The organism is Kitasatospora albolonga, from assembly GCA_002082585.1.
Lineage (GTDB): Bacteria > Actinomycetota > Actinomycetes > Streptomycetales > Streptomycetaceae > Streptomyces > Streptomyces stephensoniae.
The window spans coordinates 6542938-6567839 of record CP020563.1; the positions used below are offsets into that span (position 1 = coordinate 6542938).

At 73.1% G+C, this 24902-nt stretch carries 13 protein-coding genes; 8 read left to right on the forward strand and 5 right to left on the reverse strand.

Annotated features, from left to right (window positions below):
• Nucleotides 1-172: 172 nt before the first annotated feature.
• The 4 genes from B7C62_29010 to B7C62_29025 are packed head-to-tail and all read left to right on the forward strand — an operon-like array spanning nucleotide 173 to nucleotide 12821.
• Nucleotides 173-7663: a non-ribosomal peptide synthetase gene (locus tag B7C62_29010; GenBank protein ARF75854.1), complete on the forward strand. Its 7491-nt coding sequence runs from the start codon at nucleotides 173-175 to the stop codon at nucleotides 7661-7663.
• A gap of 58 nt (nucleotides 7664-7721) precedes the next feature.
• Nucleotides 7722-10937: a non-ribosomal peptide synthetase gene (locus B7C62_29015; protein ID ARF75855.1), complete on the forward strand. Its 3216-nt coding sequence runs from the start codon at nucleotides 7722-7724 to the stop codon at nucleotides 10935-10937.
• On the forward strand, nucleotides 10934-12109 hold the full coding sequence (locus B7C62_29020) for an acyl-CoA dehydrogenase (protein ARF75856.1): 1176 nt from the start codon (nucleotides 10934-10936) through the stop codon (nucleotides 12107-12109). The genes B7C62_29015 and B7C62_29020 overlap by 4 nt, the downstream gene beginning before the upstream one ends.
• Complete coding sequence (locus B7C62_29025) at nucleotides 12102-12821, forward strand: thioesterase (protein ID ARF75857.1); 720 nt, start codon at nucleotides 12102-12104, stop codon at nucleotides 12819-12821. Before B7C62_29020 ends, B7C62_29025 begins: the two co-directional genes overlap by 8 nt.
• A 73-nt stretch (nucleotides 12822-12894) precedes the next feature.
• Here the strand turns inward: B7C62_29025 and B7C62_29030 are convergent, their stop codons facing one another.
• The 4 genes from B7C62_29030 to B7C62_29045 form a co-directional block, all read right to left on the reverse strand.
• Complete coding sequence (locus B7C62_29030) at nucleotides 12895-14547, reverse strand: pyruvate, phosphate dikinase (protein ARF75858.1); 1653 nt, start codon at nucleotides 14545-14547, stop codon at nucleotides 12895-12897.
• Nucleotides 14548-14580: 33 nt separating this feature from the next.
• On the reverse strand, nucleotides 14581-15213 hold the full coding sequence (locus B7C62_29035; protein ARF75859.1) for a transcriptional regulator: 633 nt from the start codon (nucleotides 15211-15213) through the stop codon (nucleotides 14581-14583).
• A 191-nt stretch (nucleotides 15214-15404) separates the two neighbouring features.
• Nucleotides 15405-15794: a cold-shock protein gene (locus tag B7C62_29040; protein ID ARF77417.1), complete on the reverse strand. Its 390-nt coding sequence runs from the start codon at nucleotides 15792-15794 to the stop codon at nucleotides 15405-15407.
• A 118-nt stretch (nucleotides 15795-15912) separates the two neighbouring features.
• Nucleotides 15913-16560 (reverse strand): lysine transporter LysE, encoded by a 648-nt coding sequence (locus B7C62_29045; GenBank protein ID ARF75860.1) that lies wholly within the window; start codon nucleotides 16558-16560, stop codon nucleotides 15913-15915.
• Nucleotides 16561-16746: 186 nt separating this feature from the next.
• Between B7C62_29045 and B7C62_29050 the strand changes: the two genes are divergently transcribed.
• A complete protein-coding gene (locus tag B7C62_29050; protein ID ARF75861.1) occupies nucleotides 16747-18084 on the forward strand; it encodes a GntR family transcriptional regulator in 1338 nt (445 codons plus the stop codon).
• 14 nt (nucleotides 18085-18098) lie between these two features.
• Here B7C62_29050 and B7C62_29055 read toward each other — a convergent pair whose 3' ends face one another.
• Nucleotides 18099-19706, reverse strand: coding sequence for a transcriptional regulator, PucR family protein (locus B7C62_29055; GenBank protein ID ARF75862.1), 1608 nt, complete (start codon nucleotides 19704-19706; stop codon nucleotides 18099-18101).
• A gap of 224 nt (nucleotides 19707-19930) precedes the next feature.
• On the opposite strand from B7C62_29055, the gene B7C62_29060 reads away from it, so the two are divergent.
• From B7C62_29060 to B7C62_29070, 3 genes are all read left to right on the forward strand, one after another.
• Nucleotides 19931-20758, forward strand: a complete 828-nt coding sequence (locus tag B7C62_29060) for an FAD-binding molybdopterin dehydrogenase (GenBank protein ID ARF77418.1) — start codon at nucleotides 19931-19933, stop codon at nucleotides 20756-20758.
• Nucleotides 20755-23499, forward strand: coding sequence for an aldehyde oxidase (locus B7C62_29065; GenBank protein ARF75863.1), 2745 nt, complete (start codon nucleotides 20755-20757; stop codon nucleotides 23497-23499). The genes B7C62_29060 and B7C62_29065 overlap by 4 nt, the downstream gene beginning before the upstream one ends.
• A 337-nt stretch (nucleotides 23500-23836) precedes the next feature.
• Nucleotides 23837-24892 carry an iron ABC transporter substrate-binding protein gene (locus B7C62_29070; GenBank protein ID ARF75864.1) on the forward strand — a complete coding sequence of 352 codons (1056 nt, stop codon included), beginning with the start codon at nucleotides 23837-23839 and terminating at the stop codon, nucleotides 24890-24892.
• Nucleotides 24893-24902: the final 10 nt, after the last annotated feature.

A 24902-nucleotide genomic window follows, 5' to 3' on the forward strand; every position in this document is an offset into this window, starting at 1 on the left:
CTGCCCGTAAGGGGTGTTCACCCGTAAGACCCGAACCCGCACACCCGTCGGGGGTGTCCGGCGATCCCGCACGGGCGGACGACGCCCGCCGAGCCGCGCGGAGTCGCCGGACACCCCTGGACGATCCCCGCCGACGCGTGGCCGACCCTTCCTCTGCAAAGGAGATTCCCCGGTGGTTTCCGAAGTGCCCGCCTCGGGTGTTCATCACGACGGTCCGTCCGTCGACATCGCCGTCGTCGGGATGGCGGGCCGTTTCCCCGGCGCCCCCGACCTCGACGCCTACTGGCACAACCTGCGCTCCGGCACCGAGTCGGTCGAGCGGCTGACCGAGGACGAACTGCTGGCCGAGGGGATCGGCCGGGACGTCATCGACGCGCCCGGTTACGTACCGGCCGCGCCGACCCTCGAAGGGATCGAGCTCTTCGACGCCAGGTTCTTCGGCTTCACCGCCCGGGAGGCGGCGCTGCTCGACCCGCAGCAGCGGCTCTTCCTGGAGAGCGCGTGGCACGCGATGGAGCACGCCGGGATCGATCCCGGCCGGTGCGGGAGGGCCGGGGTGTTCGCGGGCGGCAACATGCCCGCCTATCTGATGTCCAACCTGCTCGGCGGGGCCCGGATCGTGCTCGACTCGACGATGTTCGAGCTCCAGATCCACAACGACAAGGACTACCTGGCCAGCCGCACCGCCTACAAGCTCGGTCTGACCGGGCCCGCGGTGAACGTGCAGACGGCCTGCTCCACCTCGCTGGTGGCCGTGCACCAGGCCGCCGCCTCCCTGCGCTCCGGCGCCTGCGAACTCGCCCTCGCCGGAGGAGTGTGTGTCCGGGTGCCGCACCGGGTCGGATACCGCTACGAACAGGGCCTGATCTACTCACCGGACGGGCGGTGCCGCCCCTTCGACGCCGAGGGCGCGGGCACGGTCTTCGGCAACGGGGTCGGCGTGGTCGTGCTCAAGCGGCTGGCCGACGCCCGCCGCGACGGCGACCGGGTCCTCGCCGTGCTCAAGGGCTCCGCGGTCAACAACGACGGTGCCGACAAGGTCGGTTACACCTCCCCGAGCGTCAGCGGACAGGAAGCGGTGGTCGCCGCCGCGATCGCCGACAGCGGGGTGCCCGCGCGGTCGATCACCGCGATCGAGGCGCACGGCACGGGCACCCACGTCGGCGACCCCATCGAGATCACCGCGCTCACCAGGGCGTTCGGACAGCACACCTCGGACACCCAGTTCTGCGCGGTGAGCTCCGTCAAGTCGAACATCGGCCACCTGGAGTCGGCGGCCGGTATCGCCAGCTTCATCAAGGCCGTGCTCCAGTTGCAGCACCGCACCCTGGTGCCCAGCCTGCACTACCGGCGCCCCAACCCGCGTATCGACTTCGCCTCCACCCCGTTCTTCGTCAACGCCGAACTCCGCGAGTGGCCCGAGGGGGATTCCCCCCGCCGGATCGGGGTGAGCTCGTTCGGTATCGGCGGCACCAACGCCCATGTGGTGCTGGAACAGGCGCCGGACCCGGAACCCACCCCCGACCGACCCTCGGGCGGGCCCGAGCTGGTCGTCGTCTCGGCCAAGTCCCCGGCCGCCCTGGACGCGGCGGCCGAGGCGCTCTCGGAGCGGCTCACCGGACTCGGCGGGCGCCCGCTGGCCGACATCGCCCACACCCTCCAGACCGGCCGTACCGCCATGCGCTACCGCAGGGCCGTCGTGGCCGCCGACACCGCCGAGGCGGCGGCGCTCCTCGCCGGGGCCGACCCGGGCCGGGTGCGCAGCGCCGACGCGGGCAACAGCCCGGCCAAGGTGGTGTTCCTCTTCCCCGGCCAGGGGGCGCAGTACCCCGGGATGGGCCAGGGACTGTACGGGAGCGAACCGGTCTTCGCCGACGCCATGGACGAGTGCGCCCGCCTGCTGGCCGGGCCGCTCGGCCTCGACCTGCGGACCGTGCTCTACCCCGACGTACCCGCCGAGGACGGGCTGACCCACACGACGCTCGCGCAGCCCGCCCTGTTCGCCACCGAGTACGCGCTGTCCAGGCTGCTGCTGTCCTGGGGCGTCGAACCGGACGTCATGGTCGGGCACAGCATCGGTGAGTTCACCGCGGCGGCCCTGTCCGGGGTGCTCTCCCTGGCGGACGCGGCACGCCTGGTCGCGGTCCGGGGCAGGCTCATGCAGGACCAGCCGACGGGGGCCATGATCTCCGTCGCCGCCGCCGCGGCGGACATCGAGCCGCTCCTGCCGCCCGGGGTGTCCATCGCCGCCGTCAACTCCCCCACCCTGTGCGTGGCCTCCGGGCCGCACGAGGCGGTGGCCGCGTTCGGCGCGCTCCTGGCGGACCGGGGGATCACCGTCCGCCCCCTGCACACCTCGCACGCCTTCCACTCGGCCATGATGGACCCGGTCGTCGAGCCGTTCACCCGGGCCGTGACCGAGGCCCAACTCGCCGCCCCCACCAGGCCGTTCGTCTCCTGCGTCACCGGGGAGCCCATCACCGCCGGGCTGGCCGCGGACCCGGAGTACTGGGGCACGCACATGCGCCGCCCCGTGCGCTTCGCCGACGCGGTGCGTACGGCGGTCGGCGACGGCCCCGCCGTCCTCGTGGAGGTGGGCCCCGGCAACACCCTGAGCACCCTGGCCCGGGCGGGCACCGGGACCGGCGGACCCCGTGCCGCCGCCGTCACCACCCTGCGCAGGCCGGACGAGTCCGCCGAGGACGGCCGGCTGCTGCGCACGGCGGTCGGGGACATCTGGCTCTTCGGCGGCGCGGTGGACTGGCCCGCCCTCCACCAGGGCCCGCGCGACCGGGTGGAACTGCCCGGGTACCCCTTCCAGCGCGACCGCTACTGGATCGAACCGCGCGGCGCGGCGACCGGTGCTCCCGCGCTGTCCCAGGTCCCCGAGCACGAGGAGCCCGAGGACGGGCAGCTCACCCGGGCGACCCGGCCGAGCACCCTGGTGACCGCCTACGTGGAACCGGCGGACGAGCTGGAGCGCACGATCGCCGGGATCTGGGAGGAGATGTTCGGCATCGCGCCCATCGGCACCCAGGACAACTTCTTCGAGCTCGGCGGCCACTCGCTCCTCGCCATCCAGGTGCTCAACCGCCTCCAGGACACCTCCGGCGTTACCGTGGAGCTGGGCAGGCTGCTGGCCACCCCCACCATCGGCGGCATGGCCGGGCAGCTGCGCGCGGCCGGAGCGTCGGCCGGGGCCGGGGCCGGGGACCGGCTCGCCACCGTCGTCCCCCGGCCGGACCAGCGGTACGAACCGTTCCCGCTCACCGAGATGCAGCAGGCCCAGTGGATCGGCCGGCTCTCCAGCTTCGACATGGGCGGGGTCGCCCCGCACCTGTACTTCGAGTTCGACAGCCGCACCATCGAGACCGGCCGGCTGGAGCGGGCCTGGCAACGGGTCGTGGAGCGGCACGACATGCTGCGCATGGTGGTCCTCCCCGACGGGCGGCAGCGGGTCCTCGAAGAGGTGGAGCCCTACCGGTTCGAGGTGCTCGACCTGCGCGATACGGAGGCGGGGGAGGCCGGACGCCAACTGGCCGAGATCCGCGACCGGATGGGCACCGAGGTGCGCCCCGCCGATGTCTGGCCGCTGTGGGAGGTACGCGTCAGCCTGCTGCCCGACCATCAGGTGCGGGTCCACATCAGCTTCGATCTGCTGGTCGCCGACGTCTCCTCGTTCTTCTACCAACTCCTGCCGCAGTGGCGCGAGTTCTACCACGAGCCCGGGCACGACCCCGCGCCCCTGACCCTCACCTTCCGCGACTACGTCCTCGCCGAGGAGGAGCTGCGGCAGACCCCCCGGTACGAGCGTTCGCTGGATTACTGGCGCAAGCGGGTCCGCGAGCTGCCCGCCGCACCCGAACTGCCCACCGTGCAGGCCACCGGGGGCGGCGAGCGGCTGGGCTTCGTCCGCAGGCACGCCCGGCTGGACGCCGAGCTGTGGGGCCGGATCAAGGCCAAGGCGGGCGAGTTCGGCGTCACCCCCTCCAGTGCCATGCTCGCGGCGTTCGCCGTCACCATCGGCACCTGGAGCAAGTCCCAGCGGTTCACCCTGAACTTCACCGCCGTCAACCGGCTGCCGGTCCACGAGGAAGTCGACGACCTGGTGGGCGAGTTCGCCTCCTTCGACCTGCTGGAGGTGGACGCGGTCTCGGCCCTCGACTTCGCCGAGCTGGTGCGCGAGCTGCAACGGCAGAGCTGGGCGGACTTCGACCACCGCTACGTCAGCGGCGTACGCATCCTGCGCGAGCGGGCCCGGGCGCGCGGCGGCGCCGGGGACGTCATGCCGGTCGTGTTCACCAGCGCGCTCGGCAGCGATGTGGACGGCAAGCCCGCGCCGTCCCCGGTGGACTGGCTCGGTGAGCAGAGCTACTTCATCTCGCAGACCCCGCAGGTGACGATCGACCACTTCCTGCTGGAGTTCGGGGGCAACCTGGAGCTGGCCTGGCACGCCGTCGACGGGCTCTTCCCCGAGGGGATGATGGCCGAGATGTTCCAGGCGTACCAGGACTTCGTGGTGGGACTGGCCGAGACCGAGGGCTGGCACCGCCCCCCGGTCCTCGACCTGCCCGCCGCGCAGCTCGCCCCCCGGGCCGCCGCCAACGACACCGCCGGAGAGCTGCCCGACGACGTGCTGCCCGCCCGGGTGCTGGCCCGGTCCGGCTCCGCCGAACCGGCGGTGATCACCGAGGACCGTACGCTCGACTTCGCCGAACTCACCGGCCGCGCCGTCGCGCTGGCCCAGGAGCTGACCGGGGCGGGCTTCGGCCGGGGAGCCGTGGTCGGCATCGGACTGGCCAAGGGGTGGCGCCAGACCGTGGCGGCCCTCGCGGCCTCCGCCGCCGGGTGTACGTACGTACCCCTCGACCCCGGCCTCCCCGAAGCCCGCCGCCGCTGGCTGGTCGAACAGGCCGGTATCGCCTGCGTCCTGGCCGAACCGGACACGGAGGCGCACTGGCCGAACGCGCCGCGGGTGCTGCCGGTCCCCGAGGACGCGCGGTGGGACCCGGCGGACGTGCCCGCGTGGACCTGCCCCGCCCGGCCCGACGACACCGCCTACGTCATCTACACCTCCGGCTCCACCGGGACGCCCAAGGGCGTCGCGGTCAGCCACCGGGCCGCGCTGAACACCCTGGTGGACATCGAGGAGCGGTTCGGCATCCGGCCGGGCGACCGGGTGCTCGGGCTGTCCGCGCTCAACTTCGACCTCTCCGTCTTCGACGTCTTCGGGATGCTCGCGGCGGGCGGGGCCCTCGTGCTGCCCGGGACGGCGGACCGCCGCAGCCCGGACCGCTGGACCGAGCTCTGCCGCCGCCACGGGGTCACGGTGTGGAACTCGGTGCCCGCGCTGATGCAGATGCTGGTCGAGCACCTGGAGAGCGCGGGGGACCGGCTCCCCGCGCTGCGGCTGACCATGCTCAGCGGCGACTGGATACCGCTGTCCCTGCCGGACCGGCTGCGGGCGGTGGCCCCCGCGACCGAGGTGATCAGCCTCGGCGGCGCGACCGAGGCCGCCGTCTGGTCCATCGCCCACCCGATCGGCGAGGTCTCTCCCGACTGGTCGTCCATCCCCTACGGACGCCCCCTGCGCAACCAGCGCTTCCACGTCCTCAACGACCGGCTGCGGCACGCGCCGGTCTGGGTGCCGGGCCACCTGCACATCGCGGGAGCCGGTCTCGCCGAGGGGTACTGGAACGACGAGCAACGCACCGCCGAGTCGTTCATCACGCACCCCGGGACGGGGGAGCGGCTCTACCGCACCGGCGACCTCGGACGGTATCTGCCCGACGGCACCATCGAGTTCCTCGGCCGCGACGACTTCCAGGTCAAGATCGGCGGCTACCGGATCGAGCTGGGCGAGATCGAGCACGTACTCGGCGGCCACCCCGGCCTCCACAGCGCCGTGGTCTCCGCACTCGGCCCGCGCACCCAGCAACGGCTGGTCGCCCATGTCGTCCCCGCCGACCCGGCGATGCGGGACGACCCGGACTTCGCGGGCCGGTTGCGCGCCCACCTCGCCGACACGCTGCCCTCGTACATGATCCCGTCCGACTTCGTGCTCATCGACGAGATGCCACTGAGCGGCAACGGCAAGGTCGACCGCTCGGCCCTGCCCGACCCCCGGCGGGCGGGCAGCGCCGAGACGGTTGCGAAGGCGCCGGACGACGACGGGGAGGAGGCCACCGGGGCGCTGCGCACCCTGCTGGTCCTGGCCGCCGACCTCCTCGGCGTGGACCGGCCCGGGGCGCGGGACAACTTCTTCGAGCTCGGCGGCGACTCCATCATGGGGGTGCAGTTCGTCGGCAGGGCCAACGCCGAGGGCATCCCGGTCACCCCGCAGAGCCTCTTCGAGAGCGCCGACTTCCTCGAACTGGCCCGGGCCGTACCCGCCGACGCGGGCATCGGTGACATCGGCGCGGCGGTGGCGCTCACCCCGCACCAGTCGCTGGCACACGCCCAGACGGGCTCGGTGCTGCTCGACGTACCGGACACGTTCGACCCGGTACTGGCAAGCCGCGCGCTGAACGCCCTGGCCGACCGCCATCCCGCCCTGCGCACCCGGGTGCGCACCGAGGACGGCCGGCGGTTCGCCGTACGGCCGGACGGCGGCGAGGACCTCGATGTGCCGGAGATCGACCTCGGCGCCCTGCCCGACGACGTACGGGCCGAGGCGGTGGAGCAGATGCTCGGCGAGATGGCCGGGGAGCTGGACACCGAGGCCGGGCCGACCGTCAAGCTCGCGGTGTTCCGGCTGGGGGAGCGGGGCAGCGCGCTGGGCTGCGCGGTGGCCCAGGGGCTGATGGACGACGCGTCGGTCCTCCTGCTCTGCCGCGAACTGGCGCTGACGTACGAGCGGTTGGCGGCCGGGCGGCCGGTGGTGTGGAGCGCGGGCGCCGGTTCGCCGCTGGCCTGGAACCGGGGGCTGCGCCGGGAGCTCGCGCACCCGGCGGGCCTCGCCGGGACCCCCGGGGCGCCGCGGGCCCTGCCCCTCCGGCGGACGGTCGAGCTGGACGCCGTACGTACCGCCGAACTGTTCTCCGCCGCCGCGGGCAGCCACCACCTGGACCCGGCCGAGGTGCTGGCGGCGGCGGCCTCCGCCGCGCTGGGCAGGGCGCTGGAGGAGCCGCCGCAGCTTCTGGTGGAGCGTTCGCTCCGGGACGACCTGGCCGCGGGCGACGAACCCGCCGGACGCCTGGTGGGCCGGGTGACCGAGCTGCGGACCGTGGAGCCGACGGCGGCAGAGGCACCGCTCGGCGACGCCCTGAGCCTGGTCAAGAGCAGGCTCCGGACCGGGGAACCGCTCCCGGTGCGCGGGGCGACGGTCGCGGTCAGGGAGCTGGTGACCTGGGACCGCACCGAGGGCGCGATCGGGGTGCCCGCGGACTTCACCGGGGTGACCGGGGCCGCGGGCTGGCACGAGGGGGCGGTGGGGCAGCTGAGCGCCGCCGTGGTGGACGGCGCGCTGCGGGTCCGCTGGCAGCTGGACGCCTCCGTGACCGAGGACGGGGCGACCCGCCTGGCCGACGCGTTCGGCGCGGTGCTCGGGGAGATCGCCGAGCACTGCCGGGGGGCCGAGGAGGGTTCGTACGAACCGTCCGACTTCCCCCTGGCCGACCTGTCCGCGGAGGAACTCGACGCGTTCCTGGACGAACTGCGATGACCGGTGACAACGGCGGACGGGGCTTGGTGATGACGGACAACGGCGGACGGGGCTTCTGATGACGGACAACGGCGCAACCGGGCGGCCTGTCCGCGATATCGCGGACATCTACGAACTCTCGCCGATCCAGCAGGGCCTGCTCTACGAGCAGCTGGCTCAGCCGGGGCTCGGTATCTATGTGGAACAGCTGGAGCTGGAGTTCTCCGGGACGATGCACCCGGAACACTTCGAGCGGGCCTGGCAGCTGGTCGTCGACCGGCACCCGATCCTGCGCACCTCCTTCCACTGGCGCAAGAACGGCACCGCCGTGCAGGTCGTGCACGGCTCCGCCGAACTGCCGCTGGAGACGCTCGACTGGCGCGATCTCGACGGACGGACCCAGCGGGAGAGGCTGCGGGCCTCCCTGGACGCCGAACGGGCCGAGGGGTTCGACCTCGCCGATGTGCCGTTGATGCGCAGCACGCTGATCCGGCGGGCCGACGACCGGTGGACGTTCTCCTGGCGGTTCTCCCACCTGCTGATGGACGGCTGGTCGTTCACGCTGGCCATCCAGGACTTCATCGACCACTACCGGACGCTGTGCCGGGGAGGGCGGCCCGCCCCGCCGCCGGGCCGCCCCTACCGCGACTACCTCTCCTGGTGGCGCGACCGGGACCCCGAGAAGGCACGGGAGTTCTGGCGCGAGGAGCTGGCGGGCTACCGGCCGGTCGAGCAGGTGGACCTGGGCGGGACCGACGTCCCCCCGGGCGAGCCCACCCATGCCCACTTCGAGCACGTCCTCGGCGATCTGGCTCCCCGGCTGACCGCACTGGCCCGCTCGGAACAGCTGACACTCGCCACGCTGGCCCAGGGCGCCTGGTTCGTCGTCCTGGGCCGCTTCCTCGGCCGTACGGATCTGGCCTGCGGGATCACCATGGCGCACCGGCCCGCCGACCTGGTCGGCTCCGAGGACATCCTGGGGCCGATGATCGCCACCCTGCCGCTGCGCCGGAGGCTGGAACCCACGGCGGTGCTGCGGACCTGGCTGCGGGAGTTCGGCACGTACGTCATGGAGGCGAGCGGACACAGCGCCGTCCCGCTCACCGAGATGCAGTCCCTGCTCGGTACGGACTCCGCGGTCCCGGTCCTCCAGAGCAGCGTCTCCTACGAGAACGTGCCGATGCCGGACTTCGACCTCGCGGACGTCGGGGCGGAGATGACCGGACTGAGCTACGACGGCAGGCCCCATTTCCCCATCACCATGGTGATCATGCCGGGCGCCGACATGCCGCTGCGGGTCGTCCACGACCGCCGGAAGGTCTCCGACGAGATGGCGGAGCGGTTCGCCGCCGAAGTCGTCGCCGTACTGACGCAGATGATCGAACGCCCCGAAGTGACTCTGGGAGAGCTGACCTTCCTCAGCACCCCGGAGCCCGCGACCACCCCTCTCACCGAGCCGGGCACCGAACCCCTCCACGAGACCTTCCGGCACCACGCGCGGCTGCGCCCGGAGGCGGTCGCCGTACGCTGCGGAAGCCGTACGCTCACCTACCGGGAGCTCGACGCGTACTCCGACCGGATCGCCGCCGCCCTGCGTGAGCGGTGTCCGGACGCGGCCCGCGTGGGCCTGTGCCTGCCCCGCTCCGCCGAACTGGTCGCCGCCATGATCGGGGTGCTCAAGGCCGGTGCCGCCTACGTCCCCCTGGACCCGGAGTACCCGGCGGACCGGCTGGCCGACGTGCTGGCCGACTCGGGGGCGGAACTGGTGCTCACCGACGGCGCGCCGGACGGCTCGCTCACGACGGGCGGGGCCCGGGTGGTCACCCTCGCCGACGTGGACCGGCAGCCGTCCGGTGACGTTCCACCGGTGGCCTGCGGCCCCGGCACGCCCGCCTACCTCCTCCACACCTCGGGCTCGACCGGACGGCCGAAGGGCGTGCCGATCACCCACCGCCACGTACAGAGCCTGCTGGCCGCGGGCCGCGAGGTCTTCGGCTTCACGGCGGAGGACGTGTGGACCTTCGCGCACTCCTTCGCCTTCGACTACTCGGTGTGGGAGATCTGGGGCGCGCTGGGCAACGGCGCCTCGCTCGTCGTGGTGGACCGGGAGACCGGACGCGATCCGCGCGCCCTGGCCCGGCTGGTCGCCGAGGAGCGGGTGACGGTGCTCAGCGAGACCCCCTCGCTCTTCGAGCACCTGGTGCCCGAACTGCCCGACGACACCGCGCTGCGCCGGGTCTTCCTCGGCGGCGACCGGCTGGACCCCGCGCTCCTGCGGCCCTGGTTCGCCCGGTCCGGCGGCCGGGACATCGAGCTGTACAACCTCTACGGGGTCACCGAGGCCACCGTGGTCTCCACCTACCACCTCGTGCGCGAGGAGGACGTACGGACCGACCGGCCGGTCCCGATCGGCCGCGCGCTGCCCAACCAGCGGGTGTACCTCCTGGACGAGCACGACCGCCCCGTACCGGTGGGCGCCACCGGCCAGTTGTGCGTGGCCGGTCCCGCGGTCGCCGCGGGCTACCACGACCGGGACCGGCTCACCGCGGAGCGTTTCGCCGTCGACCCGCTGAGCGACCCGCCGACCGGCCCCATGTACCGCACCGGTGACCTCGCCACCACCACCCCTCAGGGGGAGCTCCGCTTCCTCGGCCGCGCCGACGCGCAGGTCAAGGTGCGCGGCTTCCGCGTCGAACCGGGCGAGATCGAGGCCGCGTTGCGCGAGGCGCCGGGGGTGCGGTCGGCGACGGTGGCCGTCCACGGAACCGGTGGAGCACAGCGGCTCGTTGGTTACGCCGTACCTCATGGCCCGCTCCAGGAACCGGACTTGGGCCCGGACCGGAGCGACGGACGTGACCCGGACCGGGCCGCCGGTCCCCGGCTCGCCGAACCGCTGCGGGAGCTCCTGCGCGCACGGCTGCCCGAGCACATGGTGCCGGTCGCGGTGTACTGGATCGACCGGATTCCCACCACCCCGGGCGGCAAGGTGGACATCTCCGCCCTGCCGGTACCGGACACCGCGACGGCCGCCCGGTTCATCGCCCCGAGGACCGGGACCGAACGGCTGCTCACCGGGCTGCTGGCGGAGCTCCTCCAGATCCCGGACGTGGGCGTGGGCGACGGGCTGGGCGAGCTGGGCCTGAACTCGCTCGGCGCGATGCGGCTGACCGCCCGGCTGCGCGGTGAGCACGCGCTCGACCTGGCGGTGAGCGATCTGCTGGCCGCCCGTACGGTCGGGGAGCTGGCGCGTGCGGTGGAGGCCGTACGCCCGGTCGCGGCGGAGGAGGCCCGGTGAACGCGGCACCCGGACAGCCCGCGACGGACCACCCCGGCAGCCCGGAGAACCAGCGGTGGCGGGAGCGGGTCCGGCGGTTCGCCGAGGAGGAGATCGCCCCGCTCTCCGCGAAGATGGACCGGACGGCCGCACTGGACGCCACCCTGCGCGAACGCCTGTTCTCCGAGGGGCTGATGTCGGTGGAGATCCCGCGCGGCTACGGAGGTACGGGCGGGACCCTGTGCCAGCTGATCCTCACCGTCGAGGAGGTGGCCCGGGTCGATCCCGGCGTCGCCGTCGGGGTCCATGTGCACAACGTCCTCGTCGCCGGAACGCTGCTCCGGCACGCCTCGGGCGACCAGCGCAGGCAGTACCTCCCGCAGCTGGCCACCGGGAGGATCGGCGCCTTCGCCCTCTCCGAGGAGCAGGCGGGCAGCGACGCGTTCGCCCTGGCCACCGTCGCCCGCCAGGAGGGCGCGGGCTATGTGCTCAGCGGCCGCAAGCGGTGGACCAGCAACGCGCGCAACGCCGATCTGCTCCTCGTCTTCGCCCTGGCCGACGACGGCGGCCCGACGGCGTTCGTGGTCCCCGCCGACGCGCCCGGGGTCTCCCTGGACCACCGGGTGGAGCAGATGGGGGTGAGGGCGGCGGCCACATCGGACGTGGTCCTGGACCGGACCCCGGTCCGTACCGCCCAGCGCATCGGCCCGCCCGGCGGTGGCCAGACGGTGGCGATGGCCGGACTGGACCTCGGGCGGCTCGGTATCGCCGCGCAGATGGTCGGGCTCGCCCAGGGCGCCCTGGACGTGGCGGTCGGCTACAGCAGGGTCCGCGAGCAGTTCGGCAGCCGGATAGCCGACTACCAGGGCGTCCAGTTCCCGCTGGCCGATGTGGCCAGCAGGCTGGCGGCGGCCAGGGCGCTGCTGTACCAGGCGGTCGGCCTCTGCGGCCGGGGCACCGACCCCGTCGAGCTGATGCGGCTGACCGCCATGGCGAAGTACATCGCGTCCGACGTGGCCGAACGGGCGGCCTCGGTGGCCGTGGAGACCCTCGGCGGGAACGGCTACACCGACGCCTACCCGGTCGAGCGGTTCTACCGGGATGCCAAGGCCGGAAAGATCTACGAGGGCACCTCCAACGTCCTGCTCCGCACCATCGCCTCGATCATGACGGGGGTGAACCCGGGTGACTGAGCCCCTGCGCCTGCTCTGCTTCCCCTACGCGGGCGGCAACGCCCAGACGTACGTCCGGTGGCGGCGGCACCTGGGGCCGGACATCGAGGTGTGCCCCATGCAACTGCCCGGCCACGGCGAGCGGATCGGCGAGACGCCCCGGCACCGCTGGGACGATCTGCTGGCCGACGTCCGGACCAGGCTGGCCAGTCGGACGGACCGGCCGGTCGCGCTGTTCGGGCACAGCCTCGGCGCCCTGCTGGCCTTCGAGTGCGCCCGGATACTGGTGGCCGAGCACGGCATCCAGCCGGTGCGGCTGCTGGTGTCGGGCCACCGGGCGCCCCATCTGCCCCTGCGCGAGGAGGTCCTGCACCACCTGCCGGACCCGGAGTTCCTGGCGAGGCTCAGTGAACGGTCGCGCACGCTAAGGGCGTTGACCGACCCCGAGTTCCGCAAGCTCCTCCTGCCCATGCTGCGGGCCGACTTCACCGCCTCGGAGACCTACGCGTACGTGGAGAGACCGCCGTTGAGCTGCCCGGTCACCGCCCTGGGCGGTGAGCAGGACGCGGATGTGAGCCTGGCGGAGCTCTCCGCCTGGCAGCGGCACACCACGGGCCCGTTCGAGCTGGCCGCGTTCGAGGGGGACCACTTCTTCGTCGACGACGCCTGGAAGACGGTGGTGGCCACGGTCGGCGACCGGCTGAACCCCCGCACCGGGAGCACGCGGAGGTGAGGGGCGGGTGGCCGGGGGCCGGGCGGCCCCTGGCCGTCCGGAGCTGCCCGGACGTTCCGGGCGGCCCGCGCGGTCACCCCGGGGACGTGGACCCGTGACCGGTCCGCCGGAGGACGGCCTGTGCCGAGGCGAGGCGTTCGGATGCCTCGCGGCCCGGGGCCGTATCGCCCGTGACGTCGTCGGCCCAGGCCAGCAGCCGGTCCAGCTGTGCGTCGGCCGAGGACGCGGCGATGCGGGGTGTGCCGACGACGACCTCCCCGCCCGTCCCGTCGAGGGCGATCAGCGTGCCCTCGGCCAGCGTCCGTCCGCCCGCCCGGACAGAGCCGGCGGCGGCATCGACCGTGAGGCCCGCGGCACCCACGACGGCGGGTTTCCCCATCGACCGCGCCACGACGGCCGCGTGGCTGGCCGGGCCGCCGCGCGCGGTGACGACCCCGGCGGCGGCCGCCAGGCCGTGCAGGTCGAGCGGGGAGGTCTCGGGGCGCAGCAGGACGACCGGGCCGCCCGCCGCCAGCCGCACCGCGCGGTCGGCGGTGGTCGCCAGCCGGCCGACGGCGACACCGGGGGAGGCGCCCAGCCCCCGGGTGAACAGGGCGCCGGGTCCGACCGCCGTGATCCGGGGCGTACGTACGTGGGCGAGGTGCCCCGGTGCGACGCGGAGCAGCGCCTCGTCGCGCCCGATCGTGCCCGCGTCGGCGAGGTCGACCGCGACCCGGACCCCGGCGCGCCCGGTGAACCGCCCGGGCCGCACCTGGAGCAGCCACAGTTCGCCCGCCTCGTAGGTGAACTCGACGTAGCACGCGTCGTGGTGGTGCTCCTCCAGCCGGTGCAGGGCGGACAGCAGACGGTCCCACACCGCGGGTTCGCGGACGGCCAGTTCGCCCAGCGGTTCGGTCAGTGACGCGCCCGAGACGACGTCGCTGCCCTGGCGGCCGAACAGGGCCTCGCCGTAAGGGACATGCTCCCCGGTGGTGGGATCACGGCTGAACGCGACGCCCGTCCCGCTGTGCCGGTCGCGATTGCCGAAGACCATCGCCTGTACGGTCACGGCGGTGCCCAAGTCGTGCGGTATGCCGTGCAGTTCGCGGTAGGTCCGGGCGCGCGGGGTGTTCCAGGACGAGAACACGGCCGCGACGGCCAGCTCCAACTGCCGGGCGGCGTCGTCGGGAACGGGGGCGCCGCCGTGCTCCGCGACGATCCGCCCGACGTCCTCGATCGCCTCGGCGAGGCGGTCCGTGCCAGTGTCCGGTCCGGCGGGCGTACGGTCGACGCGCGCCAGGCTCTCCGGGCCCACCCCGACGACCTCGGAGGCGAAGCCGGTCAGGAACCTCAGCCGTGCGTCGAGCGCGAACCGCGGGTCGCCCGTCTCGTCGGCCAGGGCGGCGGTCGCGGCGGTGGTGAGCCCGAGGTTGAGGACGGTGCTCATCATGCCGGGCATCGACACCCTGCCGCCCGAGCGGACGGACACCGCGAGCGGCCGCCGGAGGCCGCCGAGTCTGCGCTGCGTGGCGGTTTCGAGAGCGGCGACGGCCGCCGCCAGTTCGGCGCCGAGGCCGTCGGGCAGCCGTCCGGTACGGAGGAAGGCGCGGCACGCCCCCGTACCGATGACGAACCCCGGCGGCACCGGCAGCCCCAGGCGGCGGAGCGCGATCAGCCCGTGCGCCTTGCCGCCGAGGACGTCCGCCGTCTCCTCGACCTCGGCCGAGAGCGGGTGAATCCAGGTCATGGCGCGGTCCTCTCCGGGGGGTGCGGGCGGGAGTCAGTGGCGCGGGATGCCGAGCGTGGCCAGCAGGTCCTCGTGCAGGTGGAACCAGACGGTGTGGTACGAGGAGGTGCTGTCCGCCACCGCCGCCGGCTCGCCCGCCCGCGCGCGGGCCAGGGCGTCGGCGAGCCGGACGGGGTAGCGCCCGAAGCGGGCCAGCGCCCCGGACAGCTCGGCGCAGACCGGCTCGGCGCGCCGGTGGAACTCCGTGAACAGGCCGAGCACCCGGGCGTCGTAGGACGGGTCACCGTGGTCGTTCATCGTCAGGGCGCCGTCCACGGTGCGGGTCTGCCAGGCCGTGCAGAGGTCGAGCAGCTCGGGGTTGAGCACCATGAACCGGTCGAACGCCGAGGTCAGCCGGGTCCGGACCCCGGCAGCCGCCACCTCCTGGGCGATCCGCCCGGCGTCCGCCGCCCGCCCGGCCTCCGTAAGCCCCCATCCGCCGAAGTCCCCGGCGGTACGGGTGACGAGTCCGGCCACGGCGAGATCGATCAGCTCCGATTCGACGTCGGCCTCGGGGAGCCCCGTCGCCCCGGCCACCCCGGCGATTCCGGAGAAGCCGATGCAGCGGAGGGCGTGCAGGACCAGCAGGTCGGTGCTGGTCGTACGGGGCGGAACGGACTGGGTCATGGCGCGGCCCCATCGGGTGCGAGAGATGCGAGAGGTGCGGGATGTGGAAGAGAGGCGGGAGAACGGGGGCGGCCGGAGGTGGCCGCATCGCCGCTCGACGTACAAGATACACAGAACATCTGGATGACGAGAACATCTGAATGTGGGCGGACGGGTCCCCTTCCCCCGGAAGGGAAGAGGGGGCCCCTGACTCAGTCCTCGGTCCAGCCGTGGTTCTTCGCGAACTGGGCCAGCCCGCTGCGGACCTGGAGGATCTGCTGCCCGGTGAGCGAGGGCGCCGCCGCGAGCAGGGCCTCGGTGACCTCCCGCGTGAACTCCGCCGTGCTGAGCACATCGCAGAGCGAGTCGTCGTACGGGGCGGCCTGCCTGCCGCTCTCCCCGGGGGCGAGGCGGACCTCCGACGCCTTCGGGCCCCGCTCGCCCTCCTCGATCCGGAACTCCACCATCACACCGGCACTGATCAGTGCTTCGGGCACCTGCATATCGTTCACGTGCAGGAATACATCGTCCCCACCGGTTTCGGGGGCGATGAACCCGTACCCCCTCGTACTGTCGAAACGCACCACACGACCAGTCACCATGCCGACCCCCACCGGGAAACGCTCACTGTCCACACCCGGGCACCTCGCCCGCCGCATCGGGTCGAGCGTAGCCGTGAGAACACCGGGGAGGCGACCCGTCGCGGCGGGTCCTCCGGCCTCAGGCCGAACGGGCCGGGGCCGAGGTGTCCATGGCGACCGAGACCGCGAGCAGCCCCAGTGCCGTGCCCATCAGATAGCGCTGGACCCTGAGCCAGGAGGGGCGGCGGGCGAGGAAGACGGCGATGGTCCCGGCGGCCAGGACGATGGACAGGTTGACGGTGAGGGCCACCACGATCTGGACGGAACCCAGCACGAGCCCCTGGAGCAGCACGTTCCCCGACTCCAGGGCGATGAACTGGGGGATGAGGGAGAGGTACATGATGGCGATCTTCGGGTTGAGCAGATTCGTCATCAGGCCCATCGTGAAAAGTCTGCGCGGGGAGTCGTGCGGCATGTCCTGAGGGGCGAAGACGGAGACGCCGCCGGGCCGCAGGGCGCTCCACGCGAGGTACGCCAGATAGGCCGCGCCCGCCAGTTTCACCGCGACGTACAGCTCGGGCACCGCGATGAAGACCACCGACAGGCCGAGGTTCGTCGCCAGCAGGTAGACCAGGAAGCCCACGGCGACACCGCCGAGGGAGACGACCCCGGCCCGTCTGCCCTGGGTGATGCTGCGGGAGACGAGATAGATCATGTTCGGGCCGGGGGTGAGCACCATTCCCAGGGCCACCATCGCGACCCCCAGCACTCCGGCCGGCTCAACCATGACGGGGTCCGCTCTCTGTTCGTGATGCGTACGGAAGGGGCAGGGGTGCACCGCGTACGTCGGGGCAATGCGAGTGTATGTTCCTCTCCAGCTCGGTTCAATGTGAATATTGAACTCGGTGCAATAGGATGGTGTGCTCGATACCGACGGATACGGCCGGTACGGCGGGTGCGAGGGGTGAGACGTGTGAAGGAGTACCGCGGCGTTGCCGACACGGTGGCGGAGGAGATCGATGCGGGCAGGCTGAAGGCGGGTGAACGGCTGCCCACCCAGAGGGAGTTCGCCCGCGAGTACGGCATCGCCAACTCCACGGCCACCCGGGTCTACCAGGAGCTCGCCCGCCGGGGTCTCGTCGTCGGCCACGTGGGCCGGGGCACCTTCGTGCGGGACATCTCGGAGAGCGCCGCCCCCGCGCTCTCCGAACCCGCCGACAGCCGGGTGGACCTGGAGCTCAACTACCCGGTGGTGCCCGGCCAGGCCGAGCTGCTCGCCGCCGGGCTGGGCAGGCTGGCCCGCCCCGGCGCTCTGGAGTCCGTACTGGCCCCGGTCGGAGCGGCCGGGACCGCCGCCACCCGCGAGGCCGCCGCCGATCTCCTCGCCCGGGGCGGCTGGCGCCCCGATCCGGCGCGGATTCTCTTCGCGGGCGGCGGCCGTCAGGCGATCTCGGCGGCCGTCGCGGCGCTGACACGGCCGGGCGCGCGGCTGGGCGTCGAGGAGCTGACGTACCCGGTGCTCAAGGCGATCGCCGCCAAGCTCGGCGTCACCCTGGTGCCGCTCGCCATGGACGCGGCCGGGCTTGTCCCCGAGGCGGTGGAGGAGGCGCACCGGGCGGAGCCGCTGCACGCCGTCTACGTACAGCCCGTGCTGCACAATCCGCTGTCGCTCAGCATGCCCGCCGACCGGCTGGACCGGCTGGCCGATGTGCTGCTGACGTACGGCATCCACGCGGTCGAGGACGCCGTCTGGTCCTTCCTCCGGGGTGATCTGCCGCCCCTCGCGTCCCGTGCGCCGGAGCGGACGGTCCTCGTCGACAGCCTCTCCAAACGGCTCTCCCCGGGGCTCTCCCTCGGGTTCGCGGTGACGCCCGCCGCCGTGACGGGCCGGGTCGCTGCCGCGCTGCGCTCCGGGGGCTGGATGCCGATGCGCTTCCCCCTGGCGGCGATGGCCCAGTGGCAGGCGGACGGTGCCGTCGAGACGCTCGTACGGGCCAAGCGGCGGCAGGCCGAGGCGCGGCAGGGGATCGCGCGGAGCCACCTCGGCGACTTCGTGACCCGTGCCGACTCCGCCTCGTACTACTGCTGGTGGGAGCTGCCGCGCCCCTGGCGGGCCGACACCTTCGTCGCCGCCGCCGCGCGGCAGGGCATCGCGGTGACCCCGGCCGCCGCGTTCTCCGTCGGCCGCCACCGCACACCGCACGCCGTCCGTATCGGCCTGGCCTCGCCCACGGAGCAGACCCTCACCCGCGCCCTCGCGACCCTCGCCGATCTCGCCCGGTCCGCCCCGGACGATCTCGCCCAGGACTGATCCCCGGGGACGCCCTAACGGCAGAGCAGCGCCGCCTTGAGGTCCAGTTTGTGGTCCAGGCGGGCCAGATCGCGGCCGGTGAGCAGCTCCACGCGCTGGATGCGGTAGTGCACGGTGTTGACGTGCAGATGCAGGGCCTCGGCCGTCCGCGCCCAGGAACCGTTGTGCGTCAGGAAGGTGTCGAGGGTCTCCAGCAGCATCCGGTGGGAGGGGTTCGCGGCATCGGCGAGCGGGCCGAGCGCGTGGATGCCGAAGGCCGTCCGTACGTCGTCGGGGACGCCCGCGAGCAGGGCGCCGAGGGTCGTGAGCTCCTCGATCGCTGTGAGCCGCGCGCCCCCTGACCTCCCGGCGGCCGTCAGCGCGTAACGGGCCTGCACCAGCGCGCCGTTGAGCCCGGCCGGGGTGGCGGCCGGAGCGCTGATGCCGCCGTGGGGGAGGGGTGCGGCCCTGTCACAGGCGTGCAGCGTGGGCCAGAGCGCCTTGAGCACGGCGACGGCCGCGTCCGATGACTCCGGGCCCGTGGAACCGGTCGCGCCCGCAGCCGCCGGGGCCGCCGGAGCCGTGGCGGCGGACGCATCCGCGCGCTCCGGGGCCGGGGCCGGGGCGATCACCGCCACGGATTCACCCCCCGCCGACCGCGCCACCGCGAACCGGCACCCCGTCAGATGCCGCAGCACCTCCTCCAGCGCCTCCGTGCCCTCCTCCGCCCCCGCCGACAGGGCGATCACCGTGTACGGGCCGTGGTCCGGGAGCCCGCAGGCGCGCAGGGCCGCCGGGAGCGGCGCGGAACCGGCATCCGGGGCGTCGAGCAGGGCCAGGAGCTCGCCCGCCGGACCGCGCGCGGCGGCCTCGCGGCGCAGCAGCCCCTGCCGGTGCTGGGCGAACACCTCGGCTATCTCGTGCAGCATGCGCGGCGGGGCGTCCACCGCCTCGGGCAGATGCAGGAACCACTGCCCGTACGGGGACGCGTCCGGGTCCACCCGCAAGGTGGTCGACGGCGGGGAGGGCGCCGCCGCCCGCAGCCGCCGGGCCGCCTGCGGTGCGGGCAGCGGCCGGGCGGCGGGCGTGCGGGCGACCGTCCGGCCGGTGGCGCTGAACACGTAACAGGGCGGCGCCCCCAGATGGCCGGTCGCCCGGGTGAGCAGGGTGTCCGCGTCCGCGCCGTCCGCGAGGAGGCGGCTGAGCTCGCCCCGTACGTTCTCCGGCAGCGCGTAGTGGTCGGCGGGCCGTCTGCTGAGGTCCCCCCACTGCCGCAGGTACACCGTGTCGGTGACGGCCCGGAACGAGGTGTGCACCGGGACCGAGAGCAGCGCGATGTCATGGCGGCGGCACGCGTCCACCAGCACGTCCGGAACCCTCCCGTGCGTCTCCTCGCCCGCCAGCAGCGCCGCCGCCCCGGCCTCCCGCAGGGCCGCCACGAACCGGTCCGCCGTCGCCTCCTCGTCCGCCGCGCTCCACCACACCAGGCCGCTGAGCACGATCTCGCCCCGCTGGAGGAACCGCCCCGGGTCCTCCAGATCGGTCGCGGTGACCCCGCTGATCTCCCGGGCCAGGAGCGGCGGGCCGCCCCAGAGCAGGGTCAGGTCCAGGGACTCCAGCCGGAGGAGGTCTTCGACGTGCATGAGCGGTCTCCTAGGGCCTTGCTTCTGGATCATGCCGGGGCTGCCGGGCGCCACACTCGCCGTAGCGCATTCACGAGGTCAATGCGTGTTACCGCATCGTAAATGCCAGGCTGGAAGAGGAAAACACCTCTTGGTTGATCCTCCAGTGTTACGGCTTCGGCCTGGTGTATTTCCGTACGGTGAACCAGTCGTGCGGGCCCCCGCCCCGGCGCTTCACTGACGCCATGGACCTCAACACGGTGCTCGAAGTGCGGGACGCCCGCAGCCGCGTTCCCTGGCGGCCGGGCGACGCCTGGCTCGGCGGGGGCACCTACCTCTTCTCCGAACCGCAGCCGCACCTGCGGCGGCTGGTGGACCTGAGCCGGACGGGCTGGGAGCCGGTGCGCGAACTGCCGGACGGTTCGCTGGAGCTGGCGGCGACCTGCACGATCGCGCGGCTGTCCCGGTTCGGGCGCGCCTGGGGCGCCCCGGCCGCCCCGCTCGTCGAACAGTGCTGCCGGGCCTTTCTCGCCTCCTTCAAGATCTGGAACATGGCGACCGTCGGCGGCAACCTCTGCAACGCCCTGCCCGCCGGACCGATGATCTCGCTCACCGCCGCCCTGGACGGCACCTGTCTGCTGCGTGCCCAGGACGGTTCGCTGCGGCGGGTGAAGGTGGCCGACTTCGTCCTCGGCGCGGGCCGGAAGGACCTGGGCGAGGGCGAGCTGCTGCGCTCGGTCACCCTGCCCGCCCGCGCCCTCGCCTCCCGTACGGCGTTCCGCCAGGCGTCCCTCTACGGGCTCGGGCGCTCGGGGGTGCTGGTCATCGGGGCCCTGGACCCGGCCGACGGTTCGCTGGCCGTGACGGTGAGCGCGGCGACGGTCCGGCCCTTTCGCCTCTGGTTCCCGCTGCCGCCGGACCGGGACGCGCTGCGCGGTGCCGTCGACTCCGCGGTCGGCGCCGACGGCTGGTTCGACGACATCCACGGACTGCCCGCGTGGCGGCGGTACATGACGCTCCGCTTCGCGGAGGAGATCCGCCGGGAACTGACTTCGGGGGGAGCGGCGGGATGAGCTACGGCATCCACATCAACGGCAGGCCCTTCGCGGACGAGCCGCGCGCCGGTCAGTGCCTGCGCACCTACCTCCGCGAGCGCGGCTGGTTCGGCGTCAAGAAGGGCTGTGACGCGGGGGACTGCGGGGCGTGCACGGTCCATGTGGACGGGGAGCCGGTGCACAGCTGCCTCTACCCGGCCGTGCGCGCCGAGGGGCGAGCCGTCACCACGGTCGAGGGGCTGGCGGACGAGGACGGCGAACTCCACCCCGTACAGCGGAAGTTCCTCGAAGCGCAGGGCTTCCAGTGCGGCTTCTGCACCGCCGGGTACCTGATGACGACGGCCGCCCTGGACGACGAGCAACTGGCCGATCTGCCCCGGGCGTTCAAGGGCAACATCTGCCGCTGTACCGGCTACCGGGCCATCGAGGACGCGGTGCGCGGCGTACGGCACACCGAGGAGCCGGACGCCGGACGGGCCGTCGGCCGCAACCTGGGCGCCCCGGCCGGGCCCCAGGTGGTGACCGGGACCGCGCGCTACACCTTCGACCTCGACGTCCCCGGCCTCCTCCACATGAAGCTCCTGCGTTCCCCGCACCCGCACGCCCGCGTCCTCGCCGTCGACACGGCCGCCGCCCTCCGCGTCCCCGGCGTCCACCTGGTCCTGACCCACCACGACGCCCCCGAACGCCTCTACTCCACCGCCCGCCACGAACACCCCACCGAGGACCCCGACGACACCCGGCTGCTCGACGACACCGTGCGGTACATCGGCCAGCGCGTCGCCGCCGTGGTCGCCGACAGCGAGGCGGCGGCCGAGGAGGGGTGCCGCCGCATCGAGGTGACGTACGAGCAACTCCCTTACGTCACCGACCCGGAGGAGGCGATGGCCCCCGGCGCACCGGTCGTCCACGACAAGGGGCCCGAGTCGCGCATCGCCCGCCCCGGGAACAACGTCGTCGGTGAGGTCCACGGCGAGATCGGCTCGGTGGCGGACGGCTTCGCCGAGGCGGACGCCGTCCACGAGGAGACCTTCCGCACCCAGCGCGTCCAGCACGCCAGCCTGGAGACGCACGGCGCGGTGGCCTGGTACGAGAACGGGGAGGACGGTGAGGAACGGCTCACCGTACGCTCCAGCACCCAGACCCCCTTCCTCACCCGCCGCGCTCTCTGCGCCCTGTTCGGGCTGGAGCTGAAGCAGGTACGGGTGCTGGCGGGCCGGGTCGGCGGCGGCTTCGGCGGAAAGCAGGAGATGATCGTCGAGGACATCGTGGCGCTCGCCGTGATGCGGCTGCGCCGCCCGGTCAAGCTGGAGTACACCCGCGCCGAGCAGTTCTACGGGGCCACCACCCGCCACCCCTTCACCGTCCATGTCCGGGCGGGCGCACGGGCGGACGGCACGCTGACCGCGCTCCAGCTGCGCGTGGTGGCGAACACCGGGGCGTACGGCAACCACGGCCCGGCCGTGATGTTCCACAGCGTCGGCGAGTCGATGGCCGTCTACCGCGCCCCGCACAAGAAGGTGGACGCCTACTCCGTCTACACCAACTCCGTTCCCGCGGGCGCCTTCCGGGGCTACGGCCTCGGCCAGGTCGTCTTCGCGGTCGAATCGGTGATGGACGAACTGGCCCGGCGCACGGGCGTCGACCCGCTGGTCTTCCGGGAGCGGAACATCATCGGCCCCGGCGAGCACATGGTCAGTCCCGGCGGCGAGGAAGAGGACCTGGAGATCGCCAGTTACGGTCTCGACCAGTGCCTCCAGGTCGTACGGAACGCCATCGAGCAGTACGGGGACGGGCCCGGCGACGACGTACCGGAGGGCTGGCTCGTCGGTCAGGGCACCGGCATGTCGATGATCGCCACCGGTCCGCCCGGCGGCCACTTCGCGGACGCCACGGTGAAGTTGCTCCAGGACGGCACGTACGACATCGCCGTCGGCACCGCCGAGTTCGGCAACGGCACCACGACCGTCCACCAACAGATCACCGCCGGGGCCCTCTCCACGGCCGTCGACCGGATCGCGATCCGCCAGTCCGACACCGATGTGGTCCGGCACGACACGGGCGCCTTCGCCTCGGCCGGAACGGTGGTGGCGGGCAAGGCGGTGATGAAGGCCGCCGATGAACTCGCCGTACAGATACTGGACTTCGCGGCGCACCATCTGGGGGCGGCGGTGGGCGACTGCCGGCTGACGGCGGAGGCGGTGGAGTGCGCCGGACGGGAGGTCAGCCTCAAGGAGCTGTTCCAGGCGGCCCGTTCGGCCGGGCGGGAGCTTCTCGCGGACGGTCACTGGGGCGGATCGCCGCGCTCGGTGGCGTTCAACGCGCAGTGGTTCCGGCTCGCGGTGGACCCGGGCACGGGGGAGATCCGCATCCTGCGCAGCGTGCACGCCGCCGACGCGGGCAAGGTGATGAACCCGATGCAGTGCCGGGGCCAGGTCGAGGGCGGGGTGGCGCAGGCGCTGGGCGCCACGCTCTTCGAGAACGTACGGCTCGACGGGCGCGGCGAGGTGACCACGGCCGCGTTCCGCCGCTACCGGCTGCCGCAGTTCGCCGATGTGCCGCGCACCGAGGTGCACTTCATGGAGACCTCGGACGCGATCGGCCCGCTGGGCGCCAAGTCGATGAGCGAGAGCCCGTTCAACCCGGTCGCCCCGGCCTTCGCCAACGCGCTGCGCGACGCCACCGGGATCAGGTTCACCGAACTCCCGCTGACACGCGACCGGGTGTGGCTGGCGCTGCACGAGGCCGGGAGGGGGTGAGGGCCGCTTCCGGCGGCGCGTCGGCGGAGGGGCCGGGAGGCGGCGGGCCGACCGGAACGCGGGCCCCCGGGAGGTCCGGCGTCGCGAAGCGCGGCGGAAGATCGGGGGTGAGCAGTGATCGCGTCTGGGTCATGGGTCCCACCTGCCGTGCGACGGGAGTCCGGACGGGCTCTCACCAGTGATTCGGAGCCGCCCGGCGGGAGGATTGGCCGCGGCCCGGGGGCCGTGGGCCGTGCGGCTCTTCCGAGGCGGTGGGGGAGGGGGGCGTGGCGAGCCCCCGCACGTTTAGCTTAGGCTTGCCTAACTCTCACTGCTCGTCCAACCATGAGGAACACCCATGCTCGGCTTCACCCGCGTGCGTCGCCACACCCTCGCCGCTTCGGCCACCGCCGTCGCCCTCGCCGTCGTCCTGACCGGCTGCTCCTCGGACGGCGACAGCGGCAAAGACGCGGACGCGGCGAAGGACACGGGCAAGAGTGCCGGCGCCTTCCCCGTCTCGATCAAGAGCTCGCTCGGCACCGCGAAGATCGAGGAGCAGCCGAAGCGCATCGTGACCCTCGGCCAGGGTTCCGCCGAGACCGCGATAGCCCTCGGCCAGACCCCCGTCGGCATCGAGAGCTACCCGTGGGGCAGCGACAAGTCCGGCTACCTTCCGTGGATCAACGAAGCCGTGAAGAAGTCCGGCGACAAGCTCCCCAAGCAGTTCACGGGCGGCGAGGAGATCGACTTCGAGGCCATCACCGAGCTGGAGCCGGACGTCATCCTGGCCCCCTGGTCGGGCATCACGCAGAAGCAGTACGACGTCCTCAAGGACATCGCCCCCACGGTCGCCTACCCGGACCAGGCGTGGAGCACCGACTGGGACCAGCAGATCGACATCATCGGCAAGGCGCTCGGCCGCACCAAGGACACCGACGCCCTCAAGACGAAGATCGAGAAGCAGCTCTCCGACGCCGCGGCCACCCGGCCGAACTACAAGGACGTCACCTTCTCCTACATCTACAACTCGGGCCCCGGCACCCTCGGCGTCTTCAAGCCCGAGGAGCAGCGCGTCAAGATGGTCTCCTCGCTCGGCCTGAAGGTCGACCCGGTCGTCAACGGCTTCAAGGAGACCCCCGGCACCGACTCCGCCCTCATCGGCCTGGAGAACGCCGAGAAGCTCAAGGACAGCGATGTGATCTTCACGTTCTACACGGACGCGAAGAACCGCAAGGAGATCGAGGGCCAGAAGCTGTACGGCGCGATCCCCGCGATCAAGAAGGGCGCCGTCGTCGCGAGCAACGACAACTCCTTCGTCACCGCCTCCTCGATCATCAACCCGCTGACCGTGCCGTGGACGATCGAGCGCTACCTGCCGATCATCGACGAGGCCGTCAAGACGGCCGGCAAGTAACCCCGGCCGG